Annotated in this window: 17 protein-coding genes; 12 read left to right on the forward strand and 5 right to left on the reverse strand. The window is 50.3% G+C overall.

Going from position 1 to position 20,689, the window contains the following annotated elements:
- Positions 1-44 precede the first annotated feature (44 nt).
- Genes JW499_RS03695 through JW499_RS03705 form a run of 3 tightly spaced genes read left to right on the forward strand, consistent with a single transcriptional unit; the run spans position 45 to position 2,347 of the window.
- Positions 45-584, forward strand: a complete 540-nt coding sequence (locus JW499_RS03695) for a TRAP transporter small permease subunit (RefSeq protein ID WP_205209330.1) — start codon at positions 45-47, stop codon at positions 582-584.
- The gene (locus JW499_RS03700) at positions 574-1,896 is read left to right on the forward strand and encodes a TRAP transporter large permease (RefSeq protein ID WP_205209331.1); all 1,323 of its coding nucleotides are present in this window, start codon (positions 574-576) and stop codon (positions 1,894-1,896) included. Before JW499_RS03695 ends, JW499_RS03700 begins: the two co-directional genes overlap by 11 nt.
- Before the next feature lie 10 nt (positions 1,897-1,906).
- On the forward strand, positions 1,907-2,347 hold the full coding sequence (locus JW499_RS03705; RefSeq protein ID WP_205209332.1) for a universal stress protein: 441 nt from the start codon (positions 1,907-1,909) through the stop codon (positions 2,345-2,347).
- Here the strand turns inward: JW499_RS03705 and JW499_RS03710 are convergent.
- Positions 2,336-3,256 (reverse strand): LysR family transcriptional regulator, encoded by a 921-nt coding sequence (locus tag JW499_RS03710; protein ID WP_205209333.1) that lies wholly within the window; start codon positions 3,254-3,256, stop codon positions 2,336-2,338. The two genes, JW499_RS03705 and JW499_RS03710, sit on opposite strands and share 12 nt — an antisense overlap.
- A 156-nt stretch (positions 3,257-3,412) precedes the next feature.
- Here JW499_RS03710 and JW499_RS03715 point away from each other — a divergent pair, with 156 nt between their 5' ends.
- From JW499_RS03715 to JW499_RS03725, 3 genes are all read left to right on the forward strand, one after another.
- Entirely contained in the window at positions 3,413-4,879 is a 1,467-nt protein-coding gene (locus JW499_RS03715; protein ID WP_205209334.1) for an NAD-dependent succinate-semialdehyde dehydrogenase, read from the forward strand.
- Between the two features lie 23 nt (positions 4,880-4,902).
- Complete coding sequence (locus JW499_RS03720) at positions 4,903-6,255, forward strand: aminotransferase (RefSeq protein ID WP_205209335.1); 1,353 nt, start codon at positions 4,903-4,905, stop codon at positions 6,253-6,255.
- A 315-nt stretch (positions 6,256-6,570) separates the two neighbouring features.
- Positions 6,571-8,505 carry a RecQ family ATP-dependent DNA helicase gene (locus JW499_RS03725; protein ID WP_205209336.1) on the forward strand — a complete coding sequence of 645 codons (1,935 nt, stop codon included), beginning with the start codon at positions 6,571-6,573 and terminating at the stop codon, positions 8,503-8,505.
- Here the strand turns inward: JW499_RS03725 and JW499_RS22615 are convergent.
- Positions 8,494-8,706 carry a DUF1289 domain-containing protein gene (locus tag JW499_RS22615; protein ID WP_205209337.1) on the reverse strand — a complete coding sequence of 71 codons (213 nt, stop codon included), beginning with the start codon at positions 8,704-8,706 and terminating at the stop codon, positions 8,494-8,496. The genes JW499_RS03725 and JW499_RS22615 overlap by 12 nt on opposite strands.
- Before the next feature lie 264 nt (positions 8,707-8,970).
- Between JW499_RS22615 and JW499_RS03735 the strand changes: the two genes are divergently transcribed.
- Positions 8,971-10,278: a surface lipoprotein assembly modifier gene (locus tag JW499_RS03735; protein WP_232846221.1), complete on the forward strand. Its 1,308-nt coding sequence runs from the start codon at positions 8,971-8,973 to the stop codon at positions 10,276-10,278.
- Positions 10,279-10,287: 9 nt separating this feature from the next.
- Positions 10,288-11,961, forward strand: coding sequence for a FecR family protein (locus JW499_RS03740; RefSeq protein WP_205209338.1), 1,674 nt, complete (start codon positions 10,288-10,290; stop codon positions 11,959-11,961).
- A gap of 35 nt (positions 11,962-11,996) precedes the next feature.
- Here the strand turns inward: JW499_RS03740 and JW499_RS03745 are convergent, their stop codons facing one another.
- Positions 11,997-12,758, reverse strand: coding sequence for an MBL fold metallo-hydrolase (locus JW499_RS03745; protein WP_205209339.1), 762 nt, complete (start codon positions 12,756-12,758; stop codon positions 11,997-11,999).
- Between the two features lie 246 nt (positions 12,759-13,004).
- On the opposite strand from JW499_RS03745, the gene JW499_RS03750 reads away from it, so the two are divergent.
- Positions 13,005-15,200 (forward strand): CHASE2 domain-containing protein, encoded by a 2,196-nt coding sequence (locus JW499_RS03750; protein WP_205209340.1) that lies wholly within the window; start codon positions 13,005-13,007, stop codon positions 15,198-15,200.
- A gap of 14 nt (positions 15,201-15,214) precedes the next feature.
- Here JW499_RS03750 and JW499_RS03755 read toward each other — a convergent pair whose 3' ends face one another.
- Positions 15,215-16,810: an HD domain-containing phosphohydrolase gene (locus JW499_RS03755; protein WP_205209341.1), complete on the reverse strand. Its 1,596-nt coding sequence runs from the start codon at positions 16,808-16,810 to the stop codon at positions 15,215-15,217.
- A gap of 281 nt (positions 16,811-17,091) precedes the next feature.
- Between JW499_RS03755 and JW499_RS03760 the strand changes: the two genes are divergently transcribed.
- The 3 genes from JW499_RS03760 (at position 17,092) to JW499_RS03770 (ending at position 19,754) form a co-directional block, all read left to right on the forward strand.
- Positions 17,092-17,736, forward strand: coding sequence for a cupin domain-containing protein (locus JW499_RS03760; protein WP_205209342.1), 645 nt, complete (start codon positions 17,092-17,094; stop codon positions 17,734-17,736).
- Position 17,737: 1 nt separating this feature from the next.
- A complete protein-coding gene (locus JW499_RS03765; protein WP_205209343.1) occupies positions 17,738-18,583 on the forward strand; it encodes an Nmad3 family putative nucleotide modification protein in 846 nt (281 codons plus the stop codon).
- A 154-nt stretch (positions 18,584-18,737) separates the two neighbouring features.
- Positions 18,738-19,754, forward strand: coding sequence for a hypothetical protein (locus JW499_RS03770; protein ID WP_205209344.1), 1,017 nt, complete (start codon positions 18,738-18,740; stop codon positions 19,752-19,754).
- Positions 19,755-19,825: 71 nt separating this feature from the next.
- Here JW499_RS03770 and JW499_RS03775 read toward each other — a convergent pair whose 3' ends face one another.
- Positions 19,826-20,638, reverse strand: coding sequence for an AraC family transcriptional regulator (locus JW499_RS03775; RefSeq protein ID WP_205209345.1), 813 nt, complete (start codon positions 20,636-20,638; stop codon positions 19,826-19,828).
- Positions 20,639-20,689: the final 51 nt, after the last annotated feature.

Consider the following 20,689-nt stretch of genomic DNA (forward strand, 5'->3'; position numbering starts at 1 on the left):
AAAAAGGGGTGCTGTCGTGCCCCTTTTTTGTTGCAGGTACTTCTATGCTAAAAAAAATACTGACAAATATCTGTGTTTCTATCGATTGGGTGGTGCGGCAGGCTGGCCGAACCGCAGCATTCATTATGCCAGTACTGGCACTGGTGGTCGCATTTGAAGTGTTCTCCCGATACATTTTGGGTAAACCGACCATCTGGGCGTTTGATCTGTCACTGTTTATGTTTGGTTATCTTGCCGCTTTAGGGGGCGCCTATGCGCAGCAGAAGCGTGCACATATTAATGTCGATATCCTTTATCTCAAGGTTTCACACCGCACCCGTTGTGTATTCAATCTGATCTCTTTTTCACTGGCTATCTTCTTTCTGGTGATCATCGTGATGATGAGTATCGGTAAGTATGAAGAGGCGATCGAGTTTGATTATCGTCGCCAGAGTGAGTGGGCGCCGCCGATGTTCCATTTCTGGATCATGATGATGATTGCCTGCGGCCTGTTTATTGCGCAACTGGTAAGAGATATGTTGGCTGAGGCGTATTTTTTGCTGACCGGTCATGCACTTATTGAGGAGAACAGTGATGGAAATTGAGCTGTTAACCGTAGTTCTTCTGCTATGTATTCTGGTGTTTTTTGCGCTTGGTGCCCAGGTGGGGCTGGCACTGGGAGGCATCGCTATGGCCGTGGGGTATATGACCTGGGGCGATGGCATTTTCAACGTGATTCCCACCACGCTTGAGTCAACTTACTTCAGTTTTATTCTGCTGGCGATCCCTCTGTATATCTATATGGGGCAGTTGCTGACTAAATCGGGCATCGGTGATGCGATGTTCAATTTCAGCCAGATGCTGATTGGCCGGGTACGTGGTTCCCTCGCTATCAGTGTTATCGGCGTCTGCTCTATGATCGGGGCGATGGTAGGTATTATCGGCGCGGGCATTATGACTTCAGGTAGTATTGCACTGCGGCCAATGCTGGAACGGGGCTATAACAAACGCCTGGCACTGGGGGTCATCATGGCCGGCGGTGGTCTGGGTATCCTGATTCCGCCGAGCATTCCGATGATTATGTTTGCGGCCTCAACTCAGAACTCCGTTGGCCGGATGTTCCTTGGGGCGATGATGCCGGCACTGCTGACGGTAGTGATGATGATTCTCTATGTCGCGATCAGTTGCTGGTTATTCCCTGACCGTGCTCCGCGGGATATGGACAATAAGGATATCGTCAAACTGGAAGGCAAAGAGAAGTTCAGAATTGCCCGTGATGGCCTGTTCTCGATGCTGCTGATCGTTGCGGTACTGGGCAGTATTATTACCGGTATTGCCACGCCAACAGAGTCCGGAGCAATCGGTGTGGTTGGGGCGATTATTCTGGCGATTGTGTTTAAGCGTTTCAAAGTCGATATGTTCCTTCAGTCGGGCTTTCAGACTGCCACTCTGGTCAGCGTGGCGATGTGGATCATCTTTGGTGCATCGGTGTTCAGTAACTTCCATCTGCTGATGGGGGTGCAGAGCATGGTGGCTGATTTCACCGGTAAACTGGATCTGCCACCCATTATGATCATCATAATGTTCCAGCTGATTATGCTGATGCTGGGTTTCATTATCGATGAGTTCATTATCGTACTGATGTGCGCACCGCTGTTTACACCGATTGCCGTTTCGCTGGGTTATGACCCGATCTGGTTTGGTGTGCTGATGATCCTGAATATTCTGATCGCCGTGCAGACACCACCCTACGGTTTTGCGCTCTTCTACCTGAAAGGGATCGCTCCCGCCGGTATCGGTATGTCAGAGATCTATAAATCTGTGACCCCGTTTATCATGCTTAACCTGACAGTACTGATTCTCTGCATGGTGTTCCCGCAGATCGTACTCTGGTTGCCGAATTTAGTGATGGGCTAAGGAGTTAACTATGTACAGCAATATTCTTATCCCGCTGGATCTGTCCCATAAAGAGCAGGTAGTGGATCTGGCCCGGATTGCAATGGCATTAGCGGCAGGTAAACCGGCGCAGGTCAATCTGTTGTATGTCGATCAGAGTTTTGTTCACAGAGCAGGCGATCCTCAGTTTGACCGCGCTCTGCATGAGGGCCACCGTAAGGAGGCTCTCAAAGAGATGGAAGAGCTGTTAGGAGATCTGCCGGTTAATACTGCGGTGAATACCATCTACCGTGATGGTACCGCCCATGATCAGATTCTGGAAACCGCGGAGCAACTGGGCTCGGATGTGATTGTAATGATGGCTCGCAAGCCTGGTATCAGCAGTTACTTCATCGGTTCAAATGCTGAGCGGGTCGTGCGTCACGCCCCCTGCTCGGTGTTTATTGTGCGTTGCGATGAATCAGACAGCTGATTCAGCCAGACACTCGGTGAACAACTGAATGATGAGTTTGTTGTGTTGCCGGTTACGCCACAGAGCTTTGAAAGTGTTGCGATAACCATAGCGTTCTGCGAACAGGGGCCGGAGTGCTTTTTCCAGACTCCAGTTGCTGACCAGGTGGCGGGGCAGGAACCCCAGATAGTGGCCACTGAGAATCAGGCTGGCCCTGGCTTCCTGATGGTGAGCGATGGCCTGCTTATTCCAGAGCATCATATCCGGATGGATCTCCCGGCCTGGCATCAGTCTGGGAGATTCGACAAAGCGGTAGTGGCGTAGTTCGGCGATCGTTATCTCCTCTTTATTAAACAGAGGGTGGTCCTGGGCGCAGTAGAGCAGCATCTCCTCATCAAACAGCTTTATCTCTGAGAGTTCAGGGTAGGGCTGACTGGTAACGGTGATGCCGATATCGACCTGATTATTGAGTAGAGCCGTGATGACATCATCGGAGCTCATGGTGCTGATCTGAATTCTGACCTCCGGGGCTTCAACCGAAAAACGGCTGAGAGCCTGCATGATAGAGGCGTTATGCGCCCCCAGCATATGTTCGGCAAACCCCAGGTGTAGGTTGCCGAGAATACGGTTGTGGCTCTGGTTTATGGTGTTTTTGAACTGATCGAGTGCGCTGAGCAGTTCCAGGGTGGCGTTATACACCGTTTGTCCCTGCTCGGTGAGAGAAAATCCGGCACGGCCGCGTTCGCACAAGCGCATATCCAGTCGCTTTTCCAGATCGGAGATGTAATTGGAAATAGTTGAGTTGGCAAGGTTGAGATGGATCTCTGCCGGAGTAAATCCACCACATTCAACGACAGATTTAAACACTTTCAGCAGGCGAAGATCCATATCAGCCAACTGGCCGGAGAGGGCGGCTTTTCTGCGTCCCATCGGGTATACCTCAAAGAGTAGGGTTGAGAGTGTGCTGTTTACAATTGAATATGCAAAAGTAAATATTTGTAATTAATTATATAAGCAAAAGATTTGGCGATCTATAAATAGCTCTATATTGCGGTTGAATCCACCAACCCAGGCAGGAGACAGATAATGACAATACAACTTCAAGATCCATCGCTACTAAAAACTCAGGCGTTTATTGATGGCCTTTGGATGGATAGTGACAGTGGTGAAACCTTCGCTGTGACCGATCCTGCTACGGGTCAGCCTCTGGCTGATGTTGCCAGTGTCGGTGCAACTGAAACCCGTCGGGCTATCGCGGCGGCTGAGCGGGCGATGACGGAGTGGACAGCACTGCCTGCGAAGAGTCGCAGTGAAATTCTGGAAAAGTGGCATCGGCTGATTATTGAGAATACCGAAGACCTGGCTGTGATTATGACCGCCGAGCAGGGTAAAACCCTGGCGGAGTCCCGGGGTGAAGTGGCCTATGGTGCCTCCTTTATCAAATGGTTTGCTGAGGAGGGAAAACGGGTCTACGGCGATATTATTCCTACCCCGCAAACGGATCGTCGGGGTGTAGTGGTTAAGCAGCCGGTGGGTGTGGTTGCCGCGATTACCCCATGGAACTTTCCTAATGCGATGATTACCCGTAAAGCAGGCCCTGCGTTAGCGGTGGGTTGTGCCATTGTGTTGAAGCCTGCCGCGGAGACGCCGTTGTCAGCGCTGGCACTGGTAGAGCTGGCCAATCGTGCCGGGCTGCCTGCTGGTTTATTTAATGTTGTTCCTGGAAGTGATGCGCCATCGATCGGCGGTGAGATGACCTCTAATCCAACGGTTAAGAAAGTCACGTTTACCGGCTCGACTCCGGTAGGCAAGCTGTTGATGCAGCAGTGTGCGAATACCGTTAAGCGTACCTCTATGGAACTGGGCGGAAACGCTCCGGTGGTGATTTTTGATGATGCCGATCTGGATCTGGCAGTTGCCGGTGCGTTGACCGCTAAATACCGTAACTCCGGACAGACCTGTATCTGTGCCAACCGTTTGCTGGTTCAGGAAGGTATCTACGATGCCTTTGTTGAAAAATTTGCCGCTGCGGTCAGCGAGTTTCGTATTGGTAATGGTTTTGATGCCAGCACCACCCATGGCCCGGTAATTAGCGAGAAAGCGGCGAAAGAGATCGATGCCAAGGTGCAAAATGCGGTAGCCGAAGGGGCAACGGTGGTGATTGGTGGTCAGCCGGGTGAGCAGGGCGGCTGTTTCTATCAGCCAACCGTACTGACTAATGTGAACGATTCAATGCGGGTGTTCCGCGAAGAGATTTTTGGTCCGGTCGCGCCGGTATTCAAATTTAAAACGGAAGAAGATGCCGTGCGCATGGCAAATGATACCGAGTTTGGCCTGGCTGCCTATCTCTATACCGAGAGTATGGGCCGCAGCTGGCGTGTATCAGAAGCGCTTGAATATGGCATGGTCGGTGTCAATGAAACAGCGATCAGTTCGGAAGTGATTCCCTTTGGTGGTGTTAAAGAATCGGGTCAGGGCCGTGAGGGTTCTAAATATGGTCTGGATGACTACCTGGAAACAAAGTATATCTGTTTTGGTGCATTGCAGCGTTAAGCTGTGAGCCGTGGAGAAGCGTTATGAGTAATCTTATCTATCCAACAACTAACTTTAAAGCGACAGAAACCCTGACGATTGAGCGGGGCGATGGTGCCTATGTTTACGATAACGAAGGCAATCAGTATCTGGAAGGTCTCGCCGGATTGTGGTGTACCTCGCTGGGTTATAACAACCGTGAGCTGATCGATACGGCTGCCGAGCAGATGGGTAAGCTGTCTTACTCCCACATGTTTGGCGGGAAGACGCATCAGGTGGGTATGGATCTGGCCGATAAATTAACGGCGATGGTGCCGGTTGAAAACGCTAAGGTGTTTTTCGGCAATTCCGGTAGTGATGCCAATGACAGTCATGTGAAGATGCTGCGTTATTACTTCAACGCAATTGGTAAGCCGGAAAAATTCAAGATTATCGCCCGTGAACGCTCATACCACGGGGTCACTGTTGCTGCAGCGTCCCTGACCGGATTGCCACCGAATCACACCCACTTCAGCCTGCCGTTTGATGCGCTGGGTGTGTTGCGTACTGATGCCCCGCACTACTTCCGTGGTGCGCTGCCGGGTGAATCTGAAGCGCAGTTTGTTGATCGTATTGTTAATAATCTGGAGCAGCTGATCCTGAAAGAGGGGGCCGATACTATCGCCGCCTTTATCGCTGAGCCGATTACCGGTGCCAGTGGCGTTATTGTGCCGCCGGCGGGCTACTACGAAAAAGTACAAGCGGTGCTGAATAAGTATGACATCCTCTTCTGGGCGGATGAAGTGATCACCGGTTTTGGTCGTACCGGTAATGATTTTGGTTGTACTACTGTGGGTATTGAAAAACCTGCACTGATGACGCTGGCGAAGCAGCTGTCATCCGCCTATATGCCGATCAGTGCCTCTGTGATTCGTGGTGATATGTATGAAGCGATGATTGAGCCGAGTAGCCAGGTTGGGGTCTTCGGTCATGGTTATACTTACTCAGGTCACCCTGTTGCGGCTGCTGTTTCACTGAAAACGCTGGAAATTTACGAGCGTGACAACATCTTTGCTCATGCGGCTAAGGTGGGTGAGTATATGCAGAAACGTCTGGGCGAATTCAGAGATCATCCACTGGTAGGCGAAGTTCGTGGCGCGGGTATGATCGGTGCCGTTGAGATGGTATCCGACAAGAAAACCGGTGCTGGCTTTGAAGGCGGCGCTGTTGGCTATTTTGCCATGCAGGCCTGTCAGAACCACGGCATGATCACCCGCGCAGTGGCTGGCAACTCGCTGGCTTTCTGTCCGCCGCTGATTGTTTCTGAAGCGCAGATCGATGAGATGGTTGAAAAACTGGGTAAAGCGCTGGATGAAACACTGGACTTTGTTACCCGCGAAGGCCTGATTGCTGCCTGATGCCGATATAGTTTCTTGCTTGCATGATCGGGCTGGTGTGGAACTGGCTGGCCCGGTAACCCTCCACAGTTCTATTGCAGCTTCTATGCTTTTCGGAGTATCGGGTTGCTTCTTGAGTAAAGCACTGATCCTGACGGATCTCTTTTTTGGGGGCGTCTGCCCCCTGTTTTTATTAAAAAAGAGTATGCTGAGGGCTCCCTTCATGGTGAAAATTTTCTTGCCCCGTTAATATTCTGATGTCGTGCCTCAACGATACCGCTATACTGCCTTACTGTATTCAGGGATTGAATTTCAGCTTTATATTAAGGACAGAGCATGGACACCGACACCGCTATTTATACCCCCCTAAAAACTATTTTTGGCTTTGAGCAGTTTCGTCCGGGTCAGGAACAAACGGTGACTCAGCTACTGCAGGGACACTCCTCTCTGGCGATCTTTCCCACCGGCTCCGGTAAATCGCTTTGCTATCAGCTCACCGCGACTCAGTTACCCCATCTGACCCTGGTGGTCTCGCCCCTGCTGGCACTGATGAAAGATCAACTGACCTTTCTGGCCAGTAAGGGGATACCGGCCGCCAGTATAGATTCAACCCTGACGCCGGAGCAAAACCGGCAGGTGATGGGTGATGTTCGTAACGGCATCACCAAAATTCTGATGGTCTCGGTTGAGCGTTTTAAGAATGAGCGTTTCCGACAGTTTATTCAGTCAGTGCCGGTGTCGATGCTGGTGGTCGATGAGGCGCACTGTATCTCCGAGTGGGGACATAATTTCCGTCCCGATTATCTGAAGTTACCAACCTATCGCCAGGCGCTGAATATTCCGCTGGTACTGCTATTAACCGCTACAGCGACCCGTCAGGTGAAGCTGGATATGGCGCGGAAATTTGATATTACAGAAGCACATATCGTGCAGACCGGCTTCTACCGGTCTAATCTGGATCTTTCAGTGTTGCCGGTCACCTCAGAGGAAAAATGTCAGCGTCTGGCTGAACTGGTTGGTCAGCAGCAGGGCGCTGGAATTGTCTATGTGACTCTACAGCACACTGCTGAAGAGGTTGCCGGTTATCTGGTACAGCAGGGGGTGAGTGCATCAGCCTATCATGCCGGTTTTGAAGATCAGAAGCGGCAACAAATACAAGCTGACTTTATGGCAGGGCGTATCGGTGTGATTATCGCCACTATCGCTTTTGGTATGGGGATCGATAAAAGCAATATTCGCTTCGTTATACACTATGATCTGCCCAAGTCGATTGAAAACTATAGTCAGGAAATTGGCAGGGCAGGACGGGATGGATTGCCATCTGCCTGTATCACTCTGGCTAATCTGGATGGCCTGAATACCGTCGAAAACTTTGTCTATGGGGATACCCCGGAACTGAGTGGCATTGAGTTTGTGCTCGATAATATTCGTACTGAGTGTCAGGGTGAACAATGGGAACTACAGTTAAGTGCTTTATCCACGGCCAGTAATATCCGCCAGTTGCCGCTGAAAACATTACTGGTGCAACTGGAGCTACTTGGTGTTCTACAGCCTCTGTATGCTTACTTTGCCGACTTCAAATACAAACTGTTACAACCAGCAGTATCGATTCTTGAACGTTTTAATGGTGAGCGAAAGGCGTTTCTGGAAGCGGTGCTGACGCATACCCAATTCAAGCGGGTGTGGGGCACTCTGGAGTTCGGGGCTCTGTTTAAGGCCTATAACTGCGACCGTCAGCGGGTGGTTGCCGCATTAGATTATCTGCAGGAGCAGCGATTAATCGAGCTGGAAACGAAAAAAGTCACTGATGTTTATCAGGTGAGTCAGCAAGCGCTGTCTGCCCCCGCTTTGGGGCAACAGCTGTATGATTATTTTATCGATAAAGAGCGAAAAGAGATTGCCCGGATTGCTGCGCTGGTAAGGTTCTTCGAACTGGATAGCTGTCTTAGTCGCAATCTGGCGCTCTATTTTGATGATCACCAGAGCGCTGCACACTGCGGTCACTGCTCTGTTTGTCGTGGTCATCCTGCCGTACTTGAGTATTCCGAATCGCCCCGCTGGCCATCCGACCAGCAGTTGATCGCGGACCTGACCGGTTTGTGTCAGCATCTTTCGGGTACGGTAACCCTGGATACCCAGTGCCGCTTTCTGGCCGGAATCAGCGTGCCGTTATTTACCCGCAACAAAGTGCGGCAATTGAGTGGATTCGCGAGTTGTGAGCGTCTGAGATATGCCGACATTCGAAAAAAAGTAGAGCAGTTATCGGTTTAAACGGTTTTGTCGTCTGGTAGTGCATAACGCTAAAATTTTTCGTTTTTCGTACTCTGTCGCGCTATGCCAGATCAGTATTTCGTTGAGGGTTCGGTAACATCCCATACAGATATCATCGCTATCCAGGCAGCAGTTGCGAATACAGGGTGAGGCCAGCCTGTGCGCATTTGCTGCAGAAAGATGGAGGTGGGATGTTTTCATCTTTCGATATCTTCCGGGTTCATAAGTATTCAGGTTTGGCGCATGGTCTTTTATGGCCGTTGACTGAGCACCAGCAGCCAGTATCAGACGTTTAACCGTTTAACATAAAGCAACACTACTCAAAATCACACTTAAACAGGCCTGTTTTGTTTGAATAATTCTTACCGGTAGTAGTAATGTAGTCTATATCTAGTAGTTTGTTGTTTAATTAAGCTCTATGTTCGGCTATTTATGCGGCAGATTGATGAAAATTCCGGAGTCTAAATGTTGATTAAACTGACAGGGATCGCGCTGTTAACAGGACTGTTTTGTACTCACGGCTATGCTTCCGAGAGTGGTGCCGCGCTGATCAAAGCGTTGCTGGATGAAGGGCGCTTCAATGAAGCGTACGATCTTTCGATGACCTATCTGCAGGGGTTTGAAGGCGATCCGGAGTTCGACTTTCAATATGGTGTTGCTGCCATCGACAGTGGTAATGTCAGCGAAGGTGTTTTTGCCCTCGAGCGGGTTGCATTTTCCGATCCGAAAAACCCTCTGGTGCGGCTTGAACTGGCCCGGGGCTACTATCTGTTACAGCAGTTTGATAAGGCTCAACAACTGTTTGAACAGGTGCTGTTACTCAATCCGCCGGACAATGTCCGTATCCGTATCGCACAATATCTGGATCTGATTGAGAAGAAGCAATCCTTTCCCGCGACCCGGGTTAAAAGCTTCGTTGAGATCTGGCGCGGCTATGACAGCAATATTAATTCCGGCCCCGAGTCGCAGACCCGTTTAGTGACGCTTACCAGCGATGCACTTGGCAGGGGAAACCAGTTTAACCGACTGCGAATGGGCACAACGATTGAGCATCAGTATGTGGCTGACCGGCAACTGGATTTTACCCTGAAAGGCGATTTCACACGCTACGATGACGAAATGGCACAGGACTACACTACCCTGTCTGTGTCGGGTGGGCATACCTGGATAGAACATCAGAACCGTTATCGACTGGGCGTTGATCTGCAGCATTTCAGTCGTGACGGTCAGCGTTACCGTGATCTGTTGGGCATAAATGGCAGCTGGACTCATTCACCGGATAATCAGTCACAGCTGCGCTTATATGGCGGGATAAATCTGTTGGAATATGCTGAAGATAGCTGGAAAGATGCAACTCAGTATTATCTTGCAGGAAATTATCTGTTTACCGGCCGGGGCAACTGGAACCCCCTTTGGTTTGCCGGTGGTTTTGTTGGCCAGGAAACCCCGGATACCGCCGGAGTACTGGCAGATTCACAGGTTGGCCGTGTTTTCTGGGGATCCAATATTGGTGTTCAGTTAGAGCCCGGTAACGACCTTACCCTGACTCCTGTATTGACCTATCAGTCCAGCCACTACGCAGGTGATGACTGGATATATCAAGTCCGACGTCAAGACAACTTCGCCATTCTGAATATCAGTCTTGAATGGGCCGTCGAGAAAAACTGGACCGTATTGGCTGATTTAAGCTCTTACCATGCGGATTCCAATATTGAGCTATATGAGTATGACCGTCATCAGGGGATGCTGGGTCTGCGCTATAGCTTCAAGTGAGGTAGATTTATGAAGTCTATGCTGTTTAGCCTGATATTAATGTTGTGCTCGGGAGCGGTCTCTGCCGCCGAAGCTGTTGCCAGTGTGATATTGAGTTTCGGTGAGAATGTTGCGGTGGCTGCAGATGGTAGTGAGAGGGTGTTGAAACGGCACTCTGACATCTATGCCAATGATTTATTAAAAACCGGACCAGGAGGGCGGCTGCAGTTGCGGTTCAGCGATAACTCCCGGCTGGCGCTGAAAGCTGCTACTGAGTTTCGTATTGCGGAGTATCAGTTTGAGCAAAAGAAGCCGGAGGAGGGTAAAGCCCTCTTTCAGTTGCTAAAAGGGGGGATGCGGACGATTTCAGGTCAGATTGGCAAGCCGAACAAAGACAATTATCGTCTGGAAACGACGGTGGCCACCATCGGTATTCGTGGCACTCATTATGGTGTTGAATACACCGATAAGGGTATCTATTGTGAAACCGTCGAGGGTGCCATTCAGGTTACCAATGATCATCAGACTATTCTGGTAAGTGCCGGGGAAGGCGCCTGGTGGGGTACTAATGGCGATGTGAGAAAGGGCAATGCAACCGGGCAGACAGGGGATTATATCCTGCGCAAAAAAGTCCACTCTGATGCACTCACCTCCAATGAGCAAAACGAAGAGTCAGAGGAAGACAACAAACTGACGGGCACCATTCCGGCGACGGACCCCGAACTTGAAGGGGACTATTCCGATGATGGGCGTTCCGGCCAGCCGGAACTGCCCGATCCTACCGGTAATAGTAGCAGAGCACCGGATGGCGCTCTGGTTGCTGTTGCCTTTACCCGGGATGATAAGGCCAAAGGGTACCTGTCCGGGAATGGCTCGGTTGTGGCGGGCAGCGCTTCTGCTATCGCTATCGATAACAGTGCCGGTGGTCTGGTGACGGGTATCAGCTACAAGGACAATAAGCCGAATACCACGCTCCATGCCTGCTCCCCCTGTATTTTTACCGGTGGTGACGACACCGGCTTTGTCTCCGGCAGCGGTACTGCAACCCTGGGGGGGGCTGAGATCTCCTGGGGGCGCTGGAATGCAGGGTTTGAGCTGAAAGAGAATAATACCGTTCAGACTCTGGCGGGTGGTTTCCACTACATGTATAGCGATAGCCTGACGACTCAGGCACAGCTTGATGCGCTGACAACGGCGCGCAGTGGCTCTTATCTGTATACCTTTACCAATGGCTCAACCAGTTTGACTGCGCCGCAGATCGAAACCGGGGCGAGCGGATCACTGGTTGGATATGGCAGCGGTGCAGTCGCCCCTGGACGTGTTTACGGGGGGACCTATGTGCTGGTGAACTGGGATTCGCTTGAGATCGAACAGGTTAGTATTAAAGCCGATGTAAATGATGGCACCGGTATTCGCAGCTTTAACCTGACTGAGGCGGTTGATAAGCAGGGTGCCAGTGTGAAAACATCGCTGAATGATGTCCTGCAGGGAGGGGAGTTAACGCTTGCCGGTAGCTGCAGTGGCGGCCAGTGCACCGTGGCAGGGAACGATACTACGATGAGTGGTCAGATGACCTTTGATCTGGTTGGAAGTCGGGCCGATGGTGCGATTTCCTCTTATGGTGCATCAGGGTCCAGCCCTGTAAATCAGGATATTACGGTGGTTGGAACGGTGCTGCTGGATAGCAGTGGTCCAGCCCCTTAACGTCCCCTTGCCTTAATGGATCATTGAACCTTTGATCAATCCAGGGTGATGACCTCGCCCTGATGCAGCCGGTCGATCTGCCGCTGTGGTAACAGCCGGCGGCACTGTTGCATGATGCTATCTTCCACTCCCGGCTTCAGGTGGGTTATCGCTATACGGGGATTGTGCTCCAACTGGTCCAACTGACCAGTCAGCAGTGATGGTGTGAGATGGCCACTGGCTCTGGCTAACTTGTCGGACTCATCAGCAAAGGATACATCGATAATCAGCAGATCGGGTTTGCGCTGATTCAGAATAGGCCAGAGTTTATCATTGGTGCCAGTATCGCCGGTAAACACAAAGCTGTTGTGGCCATTATTAATCAGGTAGCCGACGGTCGGGGTTGGATGTTCCGCCGGTATGACTTCGACCGTTTTATCCTGAATTGTCAGCACGTCGCCGACCTCAATCGGGTGCAGATTGATGATGGGCTGCTGTTCGGGAAGCTGGGTGTAGTCGGGCCAGATAGTCCAGTTAAAAACATGCTGTTCAAGTGCGCTGATCACCGCCGGTTGAGCGTATACATTGACAGGCTTCCGGTGACTATCAAAGATGGTGGCCAGCATCAGCGGCAAGCCGATAATGTGGTCCAGATGGCCGTGGGTAATAACGACATCGCGGATACCCAGCAGTCGTTCCATCGATAGCAGCTCGACCCCGGTGCCGGCATCCAGCAGAAGGGAGTCATCTATCAGAAACGTTGTGGTTTTCAGTCCCGGACCAATACCACCGCTACATCCCAGAATCTCAATTTTCACGTATATCTCCGACTGTGCAGACACAGGCTTTTCATTCTAATACCCCGGCATACTGTTTCTTTTATAACACAGAGGCCGCTTGGCATACAGTTAGCTTAAACCATTATAGAGATAAGTTCTGTACTAAAAATGAGAGGTTCGCTACAACCTGGGGCTGGTTGCAGGATATGATAGGGGGGAGCTCAATTAAGGTCAGATAGCCTGGGGCTGGATAACCCCTGTTGATATTCACTATCGGTATAAGCAATGAAACAGCGCAAAACCCGTACACTGATGGGCATCATACTGACGTTGTTGATGTTGATTCCTGTCTTTCAGGACAGCCGACCTGCCTTGCTGCAGCGTTTTGAGTACGATCTCTATGATATTCGTCTGAAGCACTTTGCAAAGCGGGAACAGGACCCGCGTATTGTTATCGTTGATGTGGATGAAAAGAGTCTTGCTGAGCAGGGACGGTGGCCCTGGAACCGGGCGAAGCTTGCACAGTTGCTGGACCAGCTGTTTGATCATTATGGTGTCGCTATCGCGGGATTTGACATGGTGTTCTCCGAAGCCGATAGCAGTATCGATCTGGAGCAATTAGCAACGCTGTTGCTGGAGGCGGATCAGATTCCCGATCTGCAGCGCATTTTAAAACAGCTTAATCCTGACCAGCGGCTGGCAGCAGCCATCCGCGAGCGTCCGGTGGTGCTGGGCTACTCCTTCGACCGCAGTGATCGTCAGCTGCAGGCCGGTGATCCCGGCATCGCGGTGGTTCATTCGTCCCCTTTGCTTGATCAGCAACCGATCCCCCGGGCTTCCGGTATTATTGCCAGCGTTGATGGGCTCCACAGTCAACAGGCTTATAGCGGCTTTTTCGACAACCCGATGGTGGACAGTGACGGGGTTTACCGCAGGGTGCCTATGTTGCAGATGTATCAGGGGCAGTATTATCCCTCGCTTTCGCTGGCGATCTGGCTGGCGCTGTTTGATGAGCGACAGGTAATCCCGGAATTCGAAGCCGATCTTTTTGGTGATCATCAGGCATTAGTGTCGATCAGTGCTGGTGGTCAGAAGATCCCTGTGGATAGTTCTGCAGCTATGCTGGTGCCTTATCGGGGCGGAAAAGGCAGCTTTCCCTACATCTCGGCAACGGATGTGATGAATGGCCTGGCGGAGCCTGCCCAGCTAAACGGCGCGATCGTGCTGATCGGTACCAGTGCGGCAGGTTTACTTGATCTTCGGGTCACCCCTGTCAGTAGCCGTTATCCCGGAGTGGAAGTACATGCCAACATTCTCTCGGGGTTGCTGGATAATCGCATTTTCAGCGAACCGGATTACACCGTCGCGGTGGAAATTATGCAGTTACTGATCAGTGGCATTTTGTTGTCGGTTCTGATCCCCCGCAGCTCAGTTACCTCCTCAACCCTGATTACTCTGGGGTGGGCTGCCTGTCTGACCGCTTTCAACCTGTATGCCTGGCAGAGTCTTTACTGGGTTCTTCCTCTGGGTTACACACTGTTTCTGGTGTTACTGCTTTATCTGTTTCAGCAAACCACCGGCTACTTTTTCGAAACACGCAATGTAAAACAGCTGGCGGGACAGTTTGGTCACTATATTCCCCCCGAAGTAGTGCGGGAGCTGGGTAGGCAGGAAGAGGGGGTACATCTGAGCGGTGAAAACCGGGATATGACGATTTTTTTCTCTGATATCAGGGGGTTTACGCGTATCTCTGAACAGTTGACACCGCAGCAACTGACCCGAATGATGAATATCTATCTGACCGAAATGACCCATATTATTCATCAGCAACATGGTACGGTTGATAAATATATTGGCGATGCGGTTATGGCGTTCTGGGGGGCACCACTGAAGGATGATGATCATGCCCGGCACGGCCTGGATGCTGCGCTGGCGATGCTGCAGCAACTGCCAATCGTTAATCAGCGTTTAGTTGCTGAGGGGCTGCCTGAAGTTGAAATAGGTATCGGTCTGCATGCTGGTATCATGAGTGTCGGCAACATGGGCTCTGAGTTTCGCATGGCCTATACCGTGATGGGGGATGCGGTCAATCTCGCCTCCCGGCTGGAGGGCCTGACCCGGTTTTACGGCTGTCCGTTGCTGGTCAGCGGCGAACTTTGTGAACGCTTGCCCGGTTATCTCTACAGGCAGATCGATCGGGTGCAGGTGAAAGGGCGCCTCGAGCCAGTCGAGCTGTTTCAGCCGATCTCTGTCGCTAACACTGAGGACGCTGATCTGGCCGAGCGGGTGGCGTCGTTTAATCAGGGGGTTGCTCTTTATCGTGAGCAACAGTGGGCGTCTGCCCGGGAACGGTTTCAGCAATGGCTGACGCATGCTCCATCCGACAGCGTCGCAACGATCTATCTGCAGCGTATCGCTGAGTTAGAACAAAACAGTCCTGGAAAAGAGTGGCATGCTGTGTTCAGTCATCAGCTAAAATAGCCCGCGGCTGTCCGTTACTGAACAAGCCCGGGAAGGGTGGTCAGATCAACCTGATCGATCTGTCTGGGGGCCATATGGCGGTTAGCGTATTCAAGATAGGCTCCGCTCTCAACAAAGATAGTGAACAGATTCGCGTCGAGGTGATCATCCTCAACCATGCGGCCGATGATGTTCATCGCCTGAGATAACAGCATCCCCTTTTTATAGGGGCGGTCCGGGGAGGTCAGCGCTTCAAATATATCAGCAATACACATAATTCTGGCACGTAACGATATCTGATCACCTTTCAATCCTCTGGGGTAGCCGCTTCCGTCCAGGTGTTCATGATGATTGCAGGCAATCTCAGGCACCTGGGCTAAGTGCTTTGGGTAGGGAAGGGACTCCAGCATATCGATAGTGACTTTGATATGGTCCCGCATCACCTGAATCTCGCTGGGCAGCAAAGTGCCTTTGCGAATACAGAGGTTTTCTGTCTCATCTTCCGTCAGCAGCTGGCGCAGGTTACCATCGTTGTCGGTCCAGGTTATTGCCGCAATCTGTCTGATGCGGTCGACATCCTCATCAGCCATAAATTCAGAACCGGTGTTACTCTGTTTCAGGAAAGCGATCTCCTCGTCGAGTTTACTGCACCGCTCTTCCATCTGCTTCTCCGCAAGCTTAGCTTCCGCAGCGGAAAGCCCGTGTAGCCTGCGGTAATGATCCAGCTGCAGCTGCAGTTTATATTCACGGAAGCGGGATTCCAGCAGCTCGATGCGATCAAACATCGTGTGCAGCTTAGTGGCTTTGTCGATAATGTATTCGGGAGAGGTTATTTTGCCGCAGTCGTGAAGCCAGGCTGCAATACGCAGTTCATACATCTCCTGGTTATTAAACTGTGTATCAGCATATTTGTTTCTGACACTTTCGTTGACCGCTTCAGCCAGTAACATAGCGATCTCCGGGACCTGCTCACAGTGCTTCCCGGTCACCGGGGATTTGTGGTCAATGGCGCGTCCCATCAGTTTGATAAAGGATTCAAACAGCTCTCTCTGAGCATCAATCAGTCGTCGTTTTGTCAGTACGGTAGCGGCCAGAGAAGCCAGGGATTCGACCAGATGTTGCTGGTCCGCCGGGAAGGCGATCACCTGATTATCGGCGTTCATCGCATTGATCAGCTGGAGAACACCGATAATCTCACCTTCATGGTCCACCAGAGGTACACAGAGGAAGGATTTTGATCGATAGTTCAACTGCTTATCAAATTTACGCGTACCGGAGAAATCGTATTTATCGGAGCTGTAAGCATCCGCAATATTGATCGTTTCCCGCTGCACAAATGTTTGTACCACTACTAAGTTGGACGCTTGCTTCTGAGAGTTATAAATCTCTACTGTGGGCATATCCCGGGGTTTGCGGTGGATACCCAGTGAGCGGTTATGGAGAATGGTAAAATGGAGTTCGTTGTCATTCTCTTCATTGCGGGTATAGAGGGTGCCGCCATCTGAATTGGTCAGATACATACAGCCCAGAATAATCCTGTCCAGTAACCTGATATGATCTGTTTCAGTGGTCAGAGCAGTTGTCAGATCTGCAAGCTGATTGATGATTTCATGTGTATCCAGATGATGCATGTTTCTAACCAGTGATAGTCCTTGGGTTGAGTTAAATGTGACGTTGCTTGGGCTCAGTGTCAAGGTGAATAAAGCGCGAAACCGACTAATCGGGATAAGATTGTGATGAAAAGCTGAATATTGTCTATATCCAATGATTTTCTGCGTTTTTTGCGCTACTCCTTTGATAAATTGAGTTTTGAATCCCTGGGATAAGACCGCTTACAACGCAAGCTTGGGCTGCATCTATTGCGGTATACTCGCGTTTTTATAGCAGTATCAGAAAACCTTGAGGAGCTGTTATGCTGAATATGGATTTCAACCAGTCGGTGAGTATTAGCACTCATCGACAGGGCTGGGTTGCCAGTCCTATGCCGGGTGTCTGGCGTAAACTGCTGGCGCGGGAGGACGCAGAGCAGGGGCATGCGACCAGTATTGTGCGTTATGATCCGGGAGCCAGTTTCTCCTCTCATGAGCATCCGAAAGGTGAAGAGATTCTGGTACTGCAGGGCGTGTTTTCTGATCAGAGTGGTGACTATGCTGCAGGCACCTATTTTCGTAACCCTGAAGGGTTTAGTCATGCACCTTTCAGTTGTGAAGGCTGCATTATTCTGGTGAAACTGCATCAGTTTCAGCCGGATGACCGGGCGCATCTGACTGTTCAGACTAATACAGTGTCATGGGTATGGACAGATAGTGTACTGCAACGACTGGATCTGCATCAGCATAACGATGAGCAGGTGTTTATGCTCAAGAGTCAGGCCGATGTGGAACTGGATCTGAGCAACGCCCTAAAGGGGCTGGAGCTGTTTGTGATTGAAGGAGAACTGTTTGAAAATCAGCAGCTCTTTTCGCAGGGCTGCTGGATTCGTCGTCCCCGTGCCGTTCACCGCTATCGTTTAGGCCCCGATACGCGGGTATGGATCAAGGTTAACCATCTGTACTGATATGCGTATTATTTTTAGCCGTAAAGGGTTTGATTCCTCGTCAGGCGGGTGCCCCAGCCCTGTGTTACCGGATGGGCGACTCGTCACACTGCCGATTCCCGATACCGGATCAAAGATCTGTTACCGTGATCTGCACATTGAAGGTATCAATACCGGACGTCTGGTATCACAGCTGAGCGGCGCCAAAATCAAAAGTAGCAGTACCGCTCATCTTGATCCCGATCTTATCAAAGGCCACTTGCCAAGGCTGGCAGGCTGGTGCCCATCGTTGGGGCAAACCGGATCAGCTCAGGGACATCTGAGAAACCAACAGGTTCAGCCCGGTGATCTGTTCCTCTTTTTTGGTCTGTTTCGCGAGGCTGAAATTTATCGGCGTCGCTGGCGCTTTATCTCCGGGACGACTGCCCGCCATCTGTTATGGGGGTGGTTACAGATCGATGAGATTGTGCCGGTTGATCGTCTGACGCCGGGAGAGCGTCCCTGGCTGCAGGACCATCCCCATCTGCACGGCGTTCCCGATAGTCATAACACCCTCTATCTGGCACGTCGGTCTCTCTCTTTACCGGGGTTGCAGCATATCCCCGGCAGCGGAGTTTTTGAGCGGTTTGCGTCAAAACTGCAATTGACACTGCCTGGCTCTCCTAAGCCCAGTATATGGCAGTTACCGACCTGGTTTTACCCTGCCGATCGCCCACCACTGAGCTATCACCACAACCCTGAACGGTGGCATCTAAAGCCGCAGCACTGCGTGCTAAAGGCAGTTGCCCGGGGACAGGAGTTTGTTCTGCAAGCCAGCCATTACCCGGAAAGCGGTGACTGGCTGCGTCAACTGTTTGCAGCCGACTAACTAAATTGTGAAGTGCTTAAGCACCGGGTTCCGGATTTATATATGTATAGAAATACTATTGATTGTTGATATTTACATTGTGCTGTATAGCCTCAGATAATCTTAATATAATGGAGTAATATGAAAAGCATCTTGGACACAAGGGATTGAAACTTTGAGAAAATGTATCCTGCATATCGGCATGCATAAAACCGGCAGCTCAACAATACAGGACTATCTCCAAACACATCGTACTCAGTTAGGTGAGGGGGTTGTCTATGCAGATTTAGGGCCTGCAAATCACTCAGGTGCATTTCAATATGCTTTTCTGGACAACCCCCATGGTCAGGGTATGATTGCCAGGAAAAATTTCTCTAAAGAAAAAGTTGATAAACTTGTTGAAAGCTTCAAGTCAAAGATAATTTCTGCGTTGGAAGCAGATTACAATACCTTGATATTCTCAGGTGAAGGGATTTTAAATCTCAGCGAATCAAATTTGTTTACTCTGAAAAAACTTATTAGCTTGTATGTAGATGAGATAATAGTTGTTGCTTATGTGAGGCCTGTAATTTCATATATGACCAGTGCTTTTCAACAAATGTTAAAAACACACTCAGCTGAATTGTCTCCTGCTATATATCCGAAATATAAACAGAGGTTCCTAAAGTTTGAGTCTGTTTTCTTTGGCCAGGTAGAGTATCGTTTGTTTGATTCAGCTAGTCTTAATGATGGAGATGTGCTGAGTGATTTTTGTAAACGATTCGATCTGCCGTTTCTGAAGTCTGAGCCAAGCAACCGCTCTCTGAGTTCACTGGCAATTAAGTTCCTCTATCATGTACAAAAAATAAGGCTTGCGGAACGATCGTCTTTAATTAATGTTGAACTTATTGAAGCATCTCTGGCCGGAGTCGGGAGTGACAAGTTTGTAATACCGGAAACTATTGCTGACAAAGCCCTGCTGGATATGTCTGAAGATATTCTCTGGATGTCTCAGCGTGTCGTTTGTCCTGAGAAAATTAGTTATAAAGATACTGCTATGGTTACCAATGATGTATCGTTAAATATTATATCTGAAGATGATAGAGCAGAGTTGTTGAGGCTTTCTTATAATAAAAGATTTGATAACTATGTAATAAGAATAACAGGGTTAAGTATAGAGCAGGTAGTGGATAAGTGCTTTAGTGTGAGGTGATTCGCTAAAAGATTATTTTTCTGATGTTTTAATACTGTCCGCCTTAAATATGTCTCCTCACTGTATAAAAATTATCTGCTGTATCGTTTCAGTTTTCTTGCTGTACCGGGTGTTATTCCAAAGAAACGTTTGAACGCCCGGGAGAACCCCGATACCTCTGAGAACCCCAGTTCATCTGCCAGAACACCCTGAGGTGCATCGCTGTTTTGCAGCAGAAAGCGGGCCCGGTGCATGCGCCGTGTCATGATGTATTGCTGAGGTGTCTGAGAAAGCTCTTTCTGACAGAGATAATAGAAATGGCTTTCGCTGAGGTTCAGGGCGTTAGCCAGCTCCATATTGCCCGGTGGCGAAGAGAGTCGCTGATCGATATAGCTGTTCAGTTTGCTTCGGTTGAGTCGTGGATTTTTGCTGTCTGTGACGGGCGTTGCTGAGTATTGCTGGCATAGCTGGGTGATAAACAGGGTAATGATCTGACAATTGATCTGATAACGGCTTTGGTCACTGATCTGCTGGCCGCTTTTGGCGAGCTGGCTCGCCGCAAAATCCAGCATCGGTAACATCTGCGGGGAAAGGGTGATGAACTCGGGTTGTTTCAGTATGGTCTCTTTGAAGGAGAGATTACAGCTCTGCTCCAACGCCTGAATATAGGGGTCAAAGGGTGCCAGATCGATCACCAGAAGTTCACTCTCCTCATTCAGACCACTAAACAGATGGGGTTCACCATCGGGTGCTATGGCCAGCGTGCCAGTGGCGATCTGCCCGCTCTGCCGGGTGAATTCGCACTCCATCCTGCCATTCAGACCAATCAGAATCTGCGCGAAGTCATGCAGATGTTCTCCACTCTGACGGGCAATAAGGTTGCGACGGGCCAGGCTCTCTTTCATACGACCAATATTCCGGTTAACTCGATATGCTTCAGAGTCTGAGACAATAAA

The sequence above is a fragment of the Amphritea pacifica genome (genome assembly GCF_016924145.1).
Lineage (GTDB): Bacteria > Pseudomonadota > Gammaproteobacteria > Pseudomonadales > Balneatricaceae > Amphritea > Amphritea pacifica.